At 47.8% G+C, this 14986-nt stretch carries 12 protein-coding genes; 4 read left to right on the plus strand and 8 right to left on the minus strand.

Features of this window, described 5'->3' with window-relative positions; all coding sequences use genetic code 11:
• Positions 1–72: 72 nt before the first annotated feature.
• On the plus strand, positions 73–696 hold the full coding sequence (locus MHB49_RS32130) for a TetR/AcrR family transcriptional regulator (RefSeq protein ID WP_405154291.1): 624 nt from the start codon (positions 73–75) through the stop codon (positions 694–696).
• On the opposite strand, the gene MHB49_RS32135 is transcribed toward MHB49_RS32130, so the two are convergent.
• Positions 684–2165: a PLP-dependent aminotransferase family protein gene (locus MHB49_RS32135; RefSeq protein ID WP_405154292.1), complete on the minus strand. Its 1482-nt coding sequence runs from the start codon at positions 2163–2165 to the stop codon at positions 684–686. The genes MHB49_RS32130 and MHB49_RS32135 overlap by 13 nt on opposite strands.
• A 111-nt stretch (positions 2166–2276) precedes the next feature.
• On the opposite strand from MHB49_RS32135, the gene MHB49_RS32140 reads away from it, so the two are divergent.
• Complete coding sequence (locus MHB49_RS32140; RefSeq protein WP_405154293.1) at positions 2277–2876, plus strand: GNAT family N-acetyltransferase; 600 nt, start codon at positions 2277–2279, stop codon at positions 2874–2876.
• Positions 2877–3068: 192 nt separating this feature from the next.
• On the opposite strand, the gene MHB49_RS32145 is transcribed toward MHB49_RS32140, so the two are convergent.
• Positions 3069–4280 carry a serpin family protein gene (locus tag MHB49_RS32145; protein WP_405154294.1) on the minus strand — a complete coding sequence of 404 codons (1212 nt, stop codon included), beginning with the start codon at positions 4278–4280 and terminating at the stop codon, positions 3069–3071.
• Between the two features lie 289 nt (positions 4281–4569).
• On the opposite strand from MHB49_RS32145, the gene MHB49_RS32150 reads away from it, so the two are divergent.
• Positions 4570–5160, plus strand: a complete 591-nt coding sequence (locus MHB49_RS32150; RefSeq protein ID WP_405154295.1) for a hypothetical protein — start codon at positions 4570–4572, stop codon at positions 5158–5160.
• Between the two features lie 686 nt (positions 5161–5846).
• On the opposite strand, the gene MHB49_RS32155 is transcribed toward MHB49_RS32150, so the two are convergent.
• From MHB49_RS32155 to uxaC, 4 genes are all read right to left on the minus strand, one after another.
• The gene (locus MHB49_RS32155) at positions 5847–7727 is read right to left on the minus strand and encodes an ABC transporter ATP-binding protein (protein WP_405154296.1); all 1881 of its coding nucleotides are present in this window, start codon (positions 7725–7727) and stop codon (positions 5847–5849) included.
• A complete protein-coding gene (locus MHB49_RS32160) occupies positions 7724–9451 on the minus strand; it encodes an ABC transporter ATP-binding protein (protein WP_405154297.1) in 1728 nt (575 codons plus the stop codon). Before MHB49_RS32160 ends, MHB49_RS32155 begins: the two co-directional genes overlap by 4 nt.
• On the minus strand, positions 9448–9990 hold the full coding sequence (locus MHB49_RS32165) for a MarR family winged helix-turn-helix transcriptional regulator (RefSeq protein WP_247899772.1): 543 nt from the start codon (positions 9988–9990) through the stop codon (positions 9448–9450). The genes MHB49_RS32160 and MHB49_RS32165 overlap by 4 nt, the downstream gene beginning before the upstream one ends.
• A 209-nt stretch (positions 9991–10199) precedes the next feature.
• Entirely contained in the window at positions 10200–11642 is a 1443-nt protein-coding gene (gene uxaC / locus MHB49_RS32170) for a glucuronate isomerase (RefSeq protein WP_405154298.1), read from the minus strand.
• Positions 11643–11847: 205 nt separating this feature from the next.
• On the opposite strand from uxaC, the gene MHB49_RS32175 reads away from it, so the two are divergent.
• Positions 11848–12594, plus strand: a complete 747-nt coding sequence (locus MHB49_RS32175; RefSeq protein ID WP_405154299.1) for an MBL fold metallo-hydrolase — start codon at positions 11848–11850, stop codon at positions 12592–12594.
• 87 nt (positions 12595–12681) lie between these two features.
• Here the strand turns inward: MHB49_RS32175 and MHB49_RS32180 are convergent, their stop codons facing one another.
• Positions 12682–13296, minus strand: a complete 615-nt coding sequence (locus MHB49_RS32180; RefSeq protein ID WP_405154300.1) for a hypothetical protein — start codon at positions 13294–13296, stop codon at positions 12682–12684.
• A 202-nt stretch (positions 13297–13498) separates the two neighbouring features.
• Entirely contained in the window at positions 13499–14977 is a 1479-nt protein-coding gene (locus MHB49_RS32185; protein ID WP_405154301.1) for an alpha-amylase, read from the minus strand.
• Positions 14978–14986: the final 9 nt, after the last annotated feature.

Here is a 14986-nt window from a genome sequence, read left to right on the forward strand (position 1 = left end):
TTAATATTGCAAATACTAATTTTGTGAACACTTTTGTACAGCCAACATGAATAAGTAAAGAGGTATGCAACCATGAGCAAAAAAACGAACCCTCCCCGTTCGCCGGGCAGGCCCAAAGCTGGTGCTGATCAGGCATCAGCCCAGTCGAAAATACTGATGACCGCCTCGCGGCTATTTATGGAATACGGATATGAGCCCGTCTCTCTCCAGCAAATCGCCTCGCTATGTGGTGTGACCAAAGCATCAATCTATTATCATTTTTCCAGCAAACCGCAGCTATTCACCGTCGCCATTACCAGCATGATGGCCATGGGCATGCAGCAGACAGTACTCCGTATGGATGCACCAGGCACATTGCAAGAGCGGCTGGAGAACGTTGCAGAAGGACGCATGCAAAAATCCCATGTCGATACAGAGACCATGATGCGTGAAGCAAATACCTATCTGAATGAAGATCAGCTGGCCCAGATCCGGGAAGCCGAACTCCGCATCTATGAAGTCCTCGCCGCCCACTTCAAGCGGGAGATGGACAGCGGTTATTTGCGATCTGCCAATCCGATGCTGCTTGCCCATGCATTTACATCCTTGCTGATGCTGGCCAACCGTGAAGGCGTGCGCGACATGCATGCAACGATTGCCGAGCTGGCACGTGAGCTGGTCGCTTTATTTTTGGATGGAGCCGCTCACAAAGCGTAAAGATCTCTCCATGCTTTTGCCAATGCGGCAATACCCGGACCAATGCGTTCCGCTTTAATACCAGCAAACCCTATAATGAATTCCCTTTTGCCATCTGCTGGTTTACTCCCATCCGTCCACAAGTATTCTGTTGAACTAATCTGTATACCATCGCTTAACGCCGCAGCCACCAGCTCCGCGGCTGTTTGTGTTGAACCAATTCTGAGCACCAGATGGAATCCTGCATTCTGACCAATGATCTCAACCTTTTCTCCGAAATACTGCCGAATGGCCTGAACGATCAAGTCATGTTTGCGTTTATAAACGTTACGCATTTTACGGATGTGTTTACCCAATTCTCCCTCGCGCATAAACATTTCCAAAGTGCGCTGATGAAGACGTGAAGCTGACTGTTCAAACAGGATCGTCTTGTACATTTTCCGAAAGTGTACCATCAGCTCCTTGGGAAGTACCATATAGTGAATACATAATGCCGGAGCAAGAACTTGCGAAAATCCGCCCATATAAATCACCCTGCTGCCCTCTCGCAAACCCTGCATGGAAGGAATAGGCCGTCCATGATACCGAAATTCGCCGTCATAATCATCCTCTATGATGTATGCCCCTGTTCGCTCCGCCCAATCCAGCAAAGCCAATCTCCTGGCAATGGGCATGGTCATGCCCAGAGGGAATTGGTGCGAAGGTGAAACACCTACTATTTTAGCTCCCACACGATCCAGTTCTGATATATCTAACCCTTCATTGTCTAGGGGGATTGGAACCACCTGATAACCATAATTTCGAAATGTACCTGGAAGCAGTCGATAGCCAGGATTCTCTACCCCGATGGATTGCAGTCCATCGATGTGAAGCAACGTTTGAACAAGTAAAGACATTAACAAGTGCTGCTCTGCACCCACAACAACCTGCTCCGGAGAGCAGGTTATCCCCCTGAACTGTCCAAGATAATTGGCAATTTCACATCGGAGGCCCCACTCGCCCTGCGGATCACCGTAGAACAATAATTCCTCTGCCTCTTCGCGCCAGATGCGATTCGCATACTGGTGCCACTTGCCAAACGGGAACAGGCTAAAGTCATTGCGTGACATGTGAAAATCAAATTCGACCACTCTAGTTGTACGAATGGCATTTCGCTCAATTTTTCGTTCATGATGTTGGTCTTCATGAATTTGCATATCCTTTTGCTCGGTTCCCACTGGAATTTGAATTTCACTATAACGATCCGTTATGGGGCGTACCCGATATCCTCTTCGCGGCTGACTGTATACATAACCTTCGGCGATTAATTGTTGGTAGGCCCATTCTACGGGAGTTGTACTTATGCCCAGCATCTCCGCCAACTTGCGGACAGAAGGCAATTTGCTATGCTCCACCAGTTCCCTCTGAATAATTTCCTTTTTGATGTGATCCGAGAGCTGTACATAGATTGGGATGCTGTCGTTTCCATCCAGTTTCGGCAATTGATTCATGACTTGCACCTCATCTGTCCTGTTGAATTTATCCAAACTGTCTATTTGGAAGTATACAGCATTCAGCTATACTCATGACATGACGACTTGAACCCATAGGAGGAATAACCCATGTCTCAACCAACACCATCTCCACGCATTCCACGCCTGTTGGAAACGAAGCGCATCTATCTGCGTCCATTTGAATCGACTGACGTTGATACCTATTTCCCCGGATTGTTTGACGCCGAGCTGCGCAGACTCACTGGGACACAAAACAGCTTCACCCGTACCCAAGTGGAACGCTATATCGAAAACGCGGCCCAGGATGACTCTCGCTTGATGCTGCTGATTGCCTTGCAGGAGGATGACGAAGTCATCGGAGAAATTGCCCTGATGGACATGCATACCAAAAATCGGAGTGCGCACATCCGGATCGCCATTGATCATACTGAGCACCAAGGAAAAGGTTATGGCAGCGAGGCATTGCTGCTTATGCTGGACTACGGCTTCGGCATCTGCAATCTGCACCGAATCGAGCTTGAAGTGTATGCCTTTAATAAGCGTGCGATTCGTACATATGAGAAGCTCGGATTTCAGCGCGAAGGTGTACGGCGAGATGCCTTGTACTACAATCATCAGTACCACAATGCCATTCAGATGAGCATGCTGGAGAATGAATTCCGAGAGCGGCACGTCAGCAGTGCTAGCAATCAATCCGTAGGGAGCTAACGATTCGTCCATTTACTCGTTCAAAAAGAAAAAACCGCGGATCAATAGCTATCCGTGGTCAGCAAAGTCAGTGTGACCCGCCAGCACCAACTGCTAAGCGGGTGTTTTCATATACAATTCGACATCCGTATCGTCTTCCTCCGGCACATTCATCTCATAAACTAACGTTTAGGAAGGAATATTTTACTGCACTTAATTGTCCTCAAGCGGTTCGGGGTGATAAATAGATCCAGCAAATACCCATGCATCTGTAGCCTTATCTACTACAGCGACCATGAATGGCCGATTGACCTCCATCTTGACCCGGTCTGTGGGCGGTGCACTTCCGGCCGCCATTCCCACCATTGTTGCAGCAGCAGCTACGGTACCTTGCTCGCTCACCTCCATCACCGCACGATGCAGCACCTGACCAATGTATGCTTGCAAGTTCGGGCCGGGAGAAATCATCCCCGTAAAATTGGCGGCATACGGGTCAAAGGCCATTTCCATCCCCATCTGCTGCAACGTTTCTTTCAGGTTCATGCCATACTCCGCACGAAAACGCGGCAAGGACAGCTCAACGAGGCTAAATTCGGAGTCACGGTCAAGCCGTTTCGGGTCATCCAGCAGCTGCTGCTGAACCTCATCAAGCGTACGTCCCTCTCGCGGCAAAACGACGAGCAGATGCATCTGTCCTTCTCCGTAAGGAAGCCTAACCGCTTGCCAGTCCTCATTTTCCGAGTATTGGAACTGCTTCGTCTGATGCATCATCCGCACAGGTATAGCTTTTCCATTTGTTGGTTTAAACTCGTCGTCCGTCGTGTATTTCGGGTCAAATTCATCCATCCAGTTACCATTGAATGCAATCGCGTTCACCAGAATCATCAGCGCTTCCCTGTTGGGCGGCTCCTGCATCAAGCTTGGAATCATGCCTTCGGTGTGCTGTTTCACCCATTGATTGATCTCTTCCTTTGCTTGTGATGGTTGTCCATTGAGTGTCCTGATCTCGGCTTCATAAGTCTGCTGTACGGTTGTTTGGTAGCTTTCCTCTACCGGAATTCCTTGCTTCATCCACATGGAGTTCGCTATACCGATCTCAATGCCTTTTCCCGGATGGGTCAACAACTGCTGTAAAGCTGCTTGAGAAGCATTCACTCGCTCCATATCTAGTCCTGACCAGCCCATCACCTCTGCCATCTCTCGCCTGGTCTCACCTACGCTACCGTTATAAGCCATGCCCATCGCTGCCGCAATGCTGTAAGGAGAGATCAGCAGATTACTGCCATCATCCTGATCCTTTTCGCCTGTCTGTTGAAGGATGTGCAGCCCCATCATGTTCATCGCTTGGACTCTTTCGGGTTCAATCTCTTTCAATGCGGCATTTCTCTCTGCCTCGGATAGCTCCTGATTCGAATCGGATGGCATCTTGTTCGGATCCCCCTTTGCTGAACAACTCGTAATGATTAGCCCACTTATACAGCATAATAACAGTAATACTCCTAACCGTGCATGCATCGTAATTCCCCCTCATCCGTAATACACAGATACCCGTCATAGAAATTAACTGATTTCCTTTTTTTACTAGACGTACGGTTGAGGAAAAAGGTTACTTTACACTCATATGCCAAGGTCACCAATTTCTACTGTAGAAAATACCATTCAAAACGAGTCAAAACGGTTAAATCTATACCATATACGAATGGAGGGATTCCCTATGATTCCAGCAACGTTGGAACAATTGGAGCAAGTTCGCAAGGAATGCCGTACCATGGTCAAAAAGAGAGCCACCGCTTCCGCCGGTTCAACACTCGTTCCTCTTCCCGGTACAGACGTACTGGCCGATGTGGGAATGCTCATGCAGCTACTGCCTGCCATTAACAATAAATTTGGATTATCGCAAAAGCAGCTTGATGGTATGGACCCTGAAACCAAATCCATGATCTACGGATTCGTCATGTCCATTGGAAGTAAAGTCATCGGACGTATGGTAACCAAAGAGCTGGTGGTACAGGTGCTGAAAAGAGTCGGAGTACGTGTAGCTACCAAATCGGTCGCTAAATTTGTCCCTTTTGCAGGTCAGGGACTGGCTGCTGCGCTCAGCTTCACAGCCATGCGGTATGTCGGCAACAAACATGTCGAGGACTGTTATGAGGTCGTGAAACGCATGATTGAGCAGCGTGAATTGATACCGGGTGAGCTGGCACCTTCTGCGCTTGAAGAGACCAACGAAGACGGGAAAGTGGAAATAAAGACATCATCCAGCGACACCGCAGATGCACCTGCGAAGGAGCCTAACGATCAGTAAGAAATTAAATAAATGACTTGTGATAATTTCGGTTATACAGTGCCGATATGACAAATCGGACTATCTTATAAGACTCTTGGAACATCGTATGTGGATAAGATGGAGAACAAGATGAAGAACCTAGACAACAAAAAGGACGCAGCAGTGGTTCACATGGCTTCGTCCCTTTTCGTTGTTACTATCTTTTAGACTGCATCGTATCTTTTGCTCTGTTGTTGCAACCATAATCTTCTTGAGTTTATCGTGATCTATAGCCAAAGCGTGTACAACTCAGCATTCTCTCGTGAATGGTAAGTTGTACTACTTTTCACCAAGAAACTGGGTGTCAGTATGATGATGATATGTGGATGAAAGTTTAACGAATCCAGCACGCTCTATTTGCTCCAATTCCACCATTTTCCACCATTCCTGTGGTGTAACGAACCTCAGACGCTTTATTTCCTCATTCTGTGCTCCCTTTCGCCGCTTTTTACTAATTTCGTGCGATTAGCGTGTCTCCAGTTCGTTAGCTCTGGCATTCCACGCTAATCCCCGATATAAGGTGCCCTCGATTCGTTAGCGTTGGGAGATGAGACATCGTACACTGCATCGCATGATACACTGCTTCTCGCCCTGCATCACACCATTCACGAGGAATAGCCGGGATCCCCGAAGGGTGCCCGGCTATTTTTTAAAGCTGCCAACAATCAGATCGCCTGCGGCTGCTGCTCCGTGAACTGACTGTTGTACAGATCGGCATAGAAGCCCTGTTTCGCCATCAGTTCCTCATGATTGCCCTGCTCAATGACGTTACCATGATCCATAACAAGAATCAGGTCGGCTCCGCGAATAGTGGACAATCTGTGGGCAATGACAAAGCTGGTGCGATCCTTCATCAGATCATTCATTGCTTTCTGGATGAACACTTCGGTCCGCGTATCGACACTGCTCGTTGCCTCATCCAGAATCAGAATGGCCGGATTCGCCAGAATCGCTCTTGCAATCGTCAGCAATTGTTTCTGACCCTGGGAGATGTTCGATGCTTCTTCATTCAGCACCGTGTCATATCCATCAGGTAAGGTACGAATGAAGTGATCGGCATGGGCCGCATCGGCCGCTCTGATGACTTCCTCTTCTGTTGCACCTTCCCGTCCATAGGCAATGTTGTCACGGATCGTTCCGTTGAACAGCCATGTGTCCTGAAGCACCATCCCAAACAGGCTGCGCAGCTTACCACGTTCCATGTCCACGATATTCACGCCGTCAATCGTAATTTGGCCGTCCTGAATTTCGTAGAAACGCATCAGGAGGTTGATCAGCGTTGTTTTCCCCGCTCCAGTCGGTCCGACAATGGCTACCGTCTGTCCCGGTTTTACATCAATATTCATATTTTGAATGAGCAGCTCATCTGCTTTATATCCAAAATTCACACCTTGGAATGCAACGGCACCCTGTGGCTGCTGCAATTGTACCGGTTTCGAAGACTCCGGAACCTCTTCCTCTTCATCCAACAATTCAAATACCCGTTCCGCCGAAGCGATGGTGGACTGAATGATATTTGAGATGTTTGCAATCTGGTTAATCGGCTGCGTGAACTGACGAGAGTACTGTGTGAATGCAAGGATATCCCCGATGGAGATGGCACCACGCGTAACAAAGATCCCGCCGACCACACAGATCAGCACATAACCAAGGTTACCAACAAAGCTCATTAGCGGCATGATAATCCCCGAGATAAACTGGGCTTTCCAGCCGGATTCATACAGTTCTTCATTAACCTTCTCGAATTGCTGTACCGATTGTTCTTCCCGGCCAAAAGCTTTCACCACTTTATGACCCGTATACATTTCTTCAACATGCCCATTCAATTCACCAAGAGATTTCTGCTGGCCTGCAAAGTGTTTTTGCGAGCGGGATGCTACCAGCATCACAACGACTACACTCAATGGCAATGTCAAAATAGTAATGAGAGTCATCCATGGACTAATGGTCAACATCATGATGATCACACCGACTATGGTCACCACAGACGTAATGAACTGCGCCAAACTTTGCTGGAGCGTGTTACTAATGTTATCCACATCGTTTGTCGCCCGGCTTAATGTTTCCCCGTGGGTACGGGAGTCGAAATATTTCAGCGGCAGACGTCCCACCTTGGCACTGATTTGCTCACGCATGTCATACACAACTCGCTGAGCGACACCAGCCATCAGGTATTGCTGAATGTACATGAAGGCCGCACTAAACAGATAGAGCCCCACAAGCAGATACAAGACTTTCATCAAGGCAGGAAAATCAACACCGGCACCCTGCACACCCTGGAGGATGGCAATAGCACCTTTGCTTAGAATATCTGTTCCTTCCGCCATAACCTTCGGACTGATGATGCTGAACACGGTACTTAGAATTGCGGCGACCAGCACACCCAGCAAACGATAGCTGTGGGGCTGAAGATAACGGATCAGGCGCCGCAGGGTACCTTTGAAATCCTTTGCTTTCTCCACGGGAGGCCGCATGCCCATTCCGCCTCCCGGATGACCCGGCCCTCCAGGGGGACGAGGCGACTTGCGTTCAGTACGTTCACTCATGCGATCTCCTCCTCTGTCAGCTGGGAGGATACAATCTCGCGATACACTTCATTGTGCTCCAGCAGCTCTTTATGTGTTCCCGAACCAACAATTCGTCCCTCATCCATAACCAGAATACGATCCGCATCCATAACCGTACTTACGCGCTGAGCCACAATTAGAACTGCTGCTTCAGTCGTTTCGGACTTCAGGGCAGCACGAAGTTTGGCGTCGGTTTTGAAATCGAGAGCCGAGAAGCTGTCATCAAAAATGTATACTTCCGGACGGCGAACCAGTGCGCGTGCAATGGACAAACGCTGCTTCTGTCCACCGGATACGTTGTTACCTCCCTGCGCAATAACGCTGTCGTAACCGTCTTTCATCTCCGTAATGAAGTTCTCTGCCTGAGCGGTTTGAGCGGCTTGAACAATCTCCTCCATCGTGGCGTCATCCTTACCATGGCGGATATTCTCCGCAATCGTCCCGGTGAAAAGCACCGCTTTTTGTGGTACAAATCCAATTTTGGCCCGCAGATCTTCCTGCCGCAGCTCACGGACATCTGTCCCATTTACTCGAACACTGCCCTCCGTTACATCATAGAAACGTGGAATGAGACTGAGCAATGTGGATTTCCCCGAGCCTGTACCCCCAATAATGGCAGTGGTTTCACCTGGGCGTGCCGTAAATGAAATGCCTGACAACGCAGCATTTTCCGCACCCGGATAACGGAATGTCACGTTATCGAATTCAATGGTGCCTTGCAGCGACTTCATATCACGAGGCTGCTCTGGATTGCTAAGATCGGGATGCATATCCAATACTTCGTTGATCCGTTCTGCCGAAGCCGAAGCTCTTGGAATCATGACAAAGATAATGGACACCATAATGAGAGAAAACATGATTTGCATTGCATACTGAATAAAGGCGATCAATGAACCAATGTCCATATTTCCACTGTCAATACGCTGTCCACCGAAATAAAGGATCGCAATCATCGAAAAGTTCATAACCAGCATCATGACTGGCATCAATGTAGCCATGAGCACATTCACTTTAATGGAAACGTCTCGCAGATCCGTATTGGCTCCGTTAAAGCGAACACGCTCATGTTCCCCGCGATTAAAGGAACGAACCACGCGAATCCCTGTTAATTGTTCACGCAGAACAAGGTTGAGACGATCGAGTTTTTTCTGAATTTGTTTGAACAAAGGCAGACCCTTCGCACCAATTAATGCAATGGCTCCCGCCAGCACAGGCAGGACAACCAGGAAAATGGTCGATAATTTGGCATCCTGGGATACAGCCATGAAGATACCCCCGATACACATCATCGGTGCCATAATCATCATGCGCAGCATCATCGTTAATACGTTCTGAACCTGCGTAATATCGTTTGTCGTACGGGTGATCAGTGACGCTGTACCCAATTTATCAAATTCCTGCAGCGAAAAGTTCTCTACATGGCGGAACACTCTGCTGCGCAGCTGCTTGGCAAATCCACCTGCCGTGCGGGAAGAAAGATAACTGGCTGTCACGGAACAGGCCGTCCCCGCAACAGCAATCACCAGCATCCAGCCGCCAATCTGCCAGATGTATGGTACATCGCCTTTGACGATACCATGATTGACGATGTCCGCCATCAAGGTTGGCAGGTACAATTCAGCGAGCGATTGCAGCAAGACCAAGCCTAAAATGAAAAAAATGGGGACTCGGTAAGGCTTAAGCATGCGAAACAATTTCATCATGGCTTATCATCTCCTTGTGTAGGTGCTTCGGACTGCTGGGGAACCCGCGTATCAAAAAAGGTATACACTCTGGTCAACAATTCGGCTAATTGAAGACTGTCATCCTCACCCAGATGTTTAACGAGCTTGTTAAAAATCTCCATACGTTCCTGATGAGCTGCCCGAATAATTTCACGGCCTGCGTCAGTAATGGTGATGCGAACTGCGCGCCGATCCTCCGGGTCCATAGTTCGTTCAACCAGCCCTTCGTCTTCAAGCCCCCGAATGACAGGGGTAATCGTCGGTGATTTCACACGCAGCAAAGCACTGATCTCTGACACTTTCAGTCCAGGATGATTTGAATGTATCGTATCATTGAAATTGGGGGGATTATCCTGCCAATTCAGTCGTTCTCCCGGATGCATGCCGTGCAGCAAACAGCCCAGTACCATAATTTCATTGTGATTACGCCCATGTGGTTTATGCTGCCTCCATTTGCCTTTATTAAACTGCATAATGGAATACAAAAGCTTCTGGGCAACCGGATCTATGCCAGTCATTGATTGTCCCTCCCTTACCTTCATTATCATTTCCTAATAACGCAACACCATAGGACATCTATTAAATAGTATTGCAATTAAATAGCCAATCAATTAATTAGGTATACTAAGTATATTCCTGCAAAAGTTGAAAGTCAATTCGCAATTTCACAGAAAAAAACCGTGACTCGATAGCCACGGTTTCCGTTTTCTTTGAACAAAATATCCAATCAGGACTGCGAAGCAGAGACAGTTCTCAACGCTGACGCAAAAGGGAAATACTCCTTCGCATTGTTGTAGGCAATGCCCTGTACGATCTGTCCAAGCAGTTCCATATCATGCGGTACCTCGCCCTGTTCGGCCCATTCACCGATGAGGTTGCAGACCAGACGGCGGAAATACTCATGTCTTGTGTAGGAGAGGAAACTGCGGGAATCGGTCAGCATGCCGACAAAACGGCTGATTAGACCCACATTCGCCAGCGCCTTCATTTGAGCAAGCATACCGTCCTTCGTATCATTAAACCACCAGGCTGCCCCAAGCTGAATTTTGCCTGGAATGCCCCCGCCCTGGAAACTACCGATAATCGCTGCAAGCACTTCATTGTCCCGAGGATTCAAGGAATACAGGATTGTTTTCGGTAACGCCTGCTCCTGATCAAGTGCATCCAGCAGGCCGATGACTGCTGAAGAAAGTGGCGTATCATTCACCGCATCATATCCGGTATCCGGGCCAAGCTGTGCGAACATCCGACTGTTATTGTTGCGGGCAGCATTAATATGGAACTGCATCACCCAGCCCCGATCTGCGTACAATTTGCCGAGGAAAGTCAACGTTACCGTCTTGTACTTGTCCTCTTCCTCACGACTGACCTTCTGTCCAGCGAGAGCTTTGGCAAATATAGCCGCTGCTTCCTCCTGTGTAGCTACACCGAAAGGTACATAATCGAGTGCATGGTCAGACACACGGCCTCCAACGGAGTGGAAGAACTCTACCCGTGATTCAAGTGCAGCAAGGAATGAATCATAATCGGAAATCGCCGTGCCGGATGCCTGTGATAGCTTGCCCACCCATTCCGGGAATGTATCGCGGTTCAGTTCCAGCCCTTTATCCGGACGGAATGAAGGCAGTACAGCAGTATCGAATCCTTCAATTTCCTGAATCTTCAGGTGATATTCCAGGGAGTCACATGGATCATCCGTTGTGCATACCACGGTGACATTGGATTTGGTAATGAGATCACGTGCACCGAATCCGTCACTGTTCAGCTTTGCATTTACTTTTTCCCAGATCGCCGGGGCGCTTTTCTCATTCAACACTTCATAGACACCGAAATAACGCTGTAATTCCAGATGAGACCAAGCGTACAGCGGGTTACCAATCATCATTGGTACGGTTTTGGCATACGCCAGAAAACGATCGTAATCCGTTACGCCTTCTCCACCCGTAATGTACTGCTCCTCAATTCCGTTTGCGCGCATCAGCCGCCATTTGTAGTGATCACCGTATAACCAGGCCTCTGTAATATTGCCAAAAGTTTTATTTTCGTAGATTTCCTGTGGACTGAGATGGCAATGATAGTCAATAATCGGCATGTCTTTCGCATAATCTTCGTATAACTTGATTGCCGTTTCATTATGCAGTAAAAATTGTTCATCCAGAAAAGATTTCATTCGCCTCGCACGCTCCCTTTAGGTGAGTTTACGTTCATATGGGTTCACTTCCCAATCTTTACGCTACACTGTTTGCCCACAAAGTTCAATATAAAATGATAGCGTTATCACAAAAGGTTGATTTAGGCATATATCCTGGAACAAGGTATACTGTTTTTAATGGCAATTATACTGATTTGAAGATCATGAGAAGGAGATGAATTCAATGAAAATTACTTTCCTCGGTACAGGAGACATGTTCAGCGTGGAGCAACATCACAACAGTATGCTGGCCGAATTCGGAGATACACATCTGGTAATTGATTTTCCAGAGTCGAATGCAAAAGCATTGAAAGAATACGGCTTTCCCATGACAGATATTCACAATGTGTTTATTACCCATCTGCATGAAGATCATATTAACGGAGTACAAATGCTTGGATATTATGCACAGATTGTGGGCGACCGCAAGCCAACCCTGTATATCCATGAAGAACTGGTTGATCCGTTATGGAATATTTTATCCCCTGGCATGCGTTATACAACCGATGGGGAGCGCACGATGAGCGACTATTACGATATCGTACCTTTACCGGATGGAGGCACATTTGAGCTGGGGGGCGTGACGTTTGAGACTTTCCGAACACAGCACGTGCCGGGCATGGTCAGCAATGGTCTTCTTGCAAAGCCTTATTTCTATTATAGCGCGGACAGCACGCTGGATCAGGAACGGGTCGAGCAGGCCGCTGCAGACGTACAGCTCATTTTCCACGAATGTCATATGCATGATCTGATCATCAAATCACATACCTCACTGAAGGATCTGCAACAGCTGCCTGCCGAAGTAAGACAGAAAACTGTGCTAATGCACTATCATGATGAATATGCCAATGCGGACAAGCGTACACAGTTCAACCAAGAGCATGATCTAAGAATGGTAGGTACGCTGGAGTCATTTGAACTGGAAGTGTAGTACGCAACTCGAACTATATCTATCACCAAAATAAAGAGGCAGCATCCATTCAGGTTCCTTTGAAGGAGCTTTTCGGGTGCTGTCTTTCTATTCATCATCATTCCATGATTTCATATATTCAATGGTTTCAGGAGATGGCTCAGCTTTCATATGAACGTAATCTTCCGTTCGCTGATCATATGGTCCGTAAGAAATTTTGATATACATATCCTGATAAGTATGAATGATATTGCTATGAATCTCCGCTTTTGGCTTCAAAATATAATCTCTGAGTAAACTTAATCCTAACGGTTCTTTTCCAGGACCCATGGTCGTCTCGTGCGTATTTCCCACATTGGAGTTAAAAAGCTCTATAGCGTTAATGCTGTTCATCAAGGATGGATCAAGTGTAAAAGACTGTATCACATTGACCATCGGTACCTGGGCCTCTTTAACTGAAATCTCATATACAATTCGGTCCAGATCAGATTCATGACTAACTCTAACAGTAGCAGTCAAGCTATAATTATCTGGCAATCGCTCCTGAAAGGAATCCGGATTTTTCTGCAAACGCTGGGTCAGATCCCTGCGCTCAGTATTCAGCGTATAATCATCCGTTCGCTTCGGTTCCCCCCTTGGTCCTTTGTTTGCCCCCAAACTGCAAGCCCCCAGACAAACCGCCATGACAAGCAGCCATAACCCCAATTGTACTAATCTCCTCACCCGATTTCCCCCTCGGTATGATCTATCAAAAATAATCACGAATCGATTTTAATAGTAATCATTATGTTGGTTTATTATTCCATATAAGGATAACACGAACAAACTCACTCCACCTAATATAAAAAAAACCACCTGCTGGCAGATAGATCGCCAGTCCAGATGGTTTAACAAGATATATGAAGTTACACTGACCCTCAACGTATTATTGAGCAGCAGAATCCTCACCCTGATCCGGAAGAGCCCATACGGAGACGCCTCCGCCACATACATGAAAGGTGGCCCATCCGTCTTTCCCAATGGTAATGCTGTCTTCACAACTGTGTGTCAGATCGGTCCACACTTCGCCAGCACGGTGTTCGCCAACAAACATCCTTTTCTCACCATCATCACCATTCGAGATAACTACTGCACAACCGGAGCCTTCGATTTCGTCCACCCCACGGCGTACCCATCCAATCGTGTTCGCGTGGTCGAAGTAATCTTCCTGCTCTCCATAGGCCTTGTCGTAACGCGCTAACATCAGAATATCCAGAATCTCTTTCTTGCCCTTGACAGGTTCGGGCCCACCAATGCCGTAATAATCCCCGTAAAAAACAACCGGGTAACCGTCACGACGCAGTAGCGTTAGTGCATATGCGCTCGGCTTGAACCAATCGCCCACCCAGGATTCCAGCGCTTCATGCGGCTGGGAATCATGGTTATCGACAAACGTTACGGCATGTGTTGGATGTGTCTGAACCAGAGTGTCATCGAAAATTTTGGAAAGATCGAAATCCCGGCCAGCGAGTGAGGCTTCATGAAGCTTATAATGCAGGGACACATCGAACAGGTCAATCTGATAATCCACCGTATCCAGAAATTCACGGCAAGCATCCAGATTGGAGTTCCAGAACTCGCCCACAATGTAGAAATCCTGCCCGCGTTTGCGAATCATCTCGGCAGCGAATTCCTTGATGAATTCGTGGTTGATATGTTTGATCGCATCCAGTCGAAAACCGCTGCATTGCAGCGTATCGATGAGCCATTTTCCCCATTGGAGCATTTCCTTCCGGACATCCGGGTGATTGTAATCAATATTGGCGAACATCAGGTAGTCATAGTTGCCGAACTCATCGTCGACATTCTGATTCCAGTTTTTGTTCTCCCCTGCAATGCGGAACACACCGCTTCGTTCTCCCTTGGCATCATAGTCGGTGCCATTGAAGTGTTCAGCGTTCCATTTGAAAGAGGAGTATTGATCCCCTCGGCCCGGAAATGTGAATTTGGTCCATCCCTCAATCTCAAACGGTTTGGAGATTTCCTTCAATCGGTCATTGGGATCGACCTCAATCACCTTGAAGACTTCCGTCTCATCCGCACCCGCCTTATGGTTCATCACCAGATCTACATAGACGCCAATGCCATTCTTCTGGCACTCTGCGATGGCATCGATCAGTTCCTGCTTGGTGCCATATTTGGTGCGCACGCTGCCCTTCTGGTCAAATTCACCCAGATCATACAGGTCATATACACCATAACCGGTATCCTCGGCAGATACGGCTTTGGTCACGGGAGGCACCCACACCGTATCTATTCCCTTGGATTTCAGTTCTGGCGCCATTTCGGCCAAGCGTTTCCAGTGTTTTCCGTCTGCGGCCAGGTGCCATTCAAAAAACTGCATCATCGTATGATTTCTCTTCATTCCCAACCG

The sequence above is a fragment of the Paenibacillus sp. FSL K6-0108 genome (genome assembly GCF_045040695.1).
GTDB lineage: Bacteria > Bacillota > Bacilli > Paenibacillales > Paenibacillaceae > Paenibacillus > Paenibacillus pabuli_B.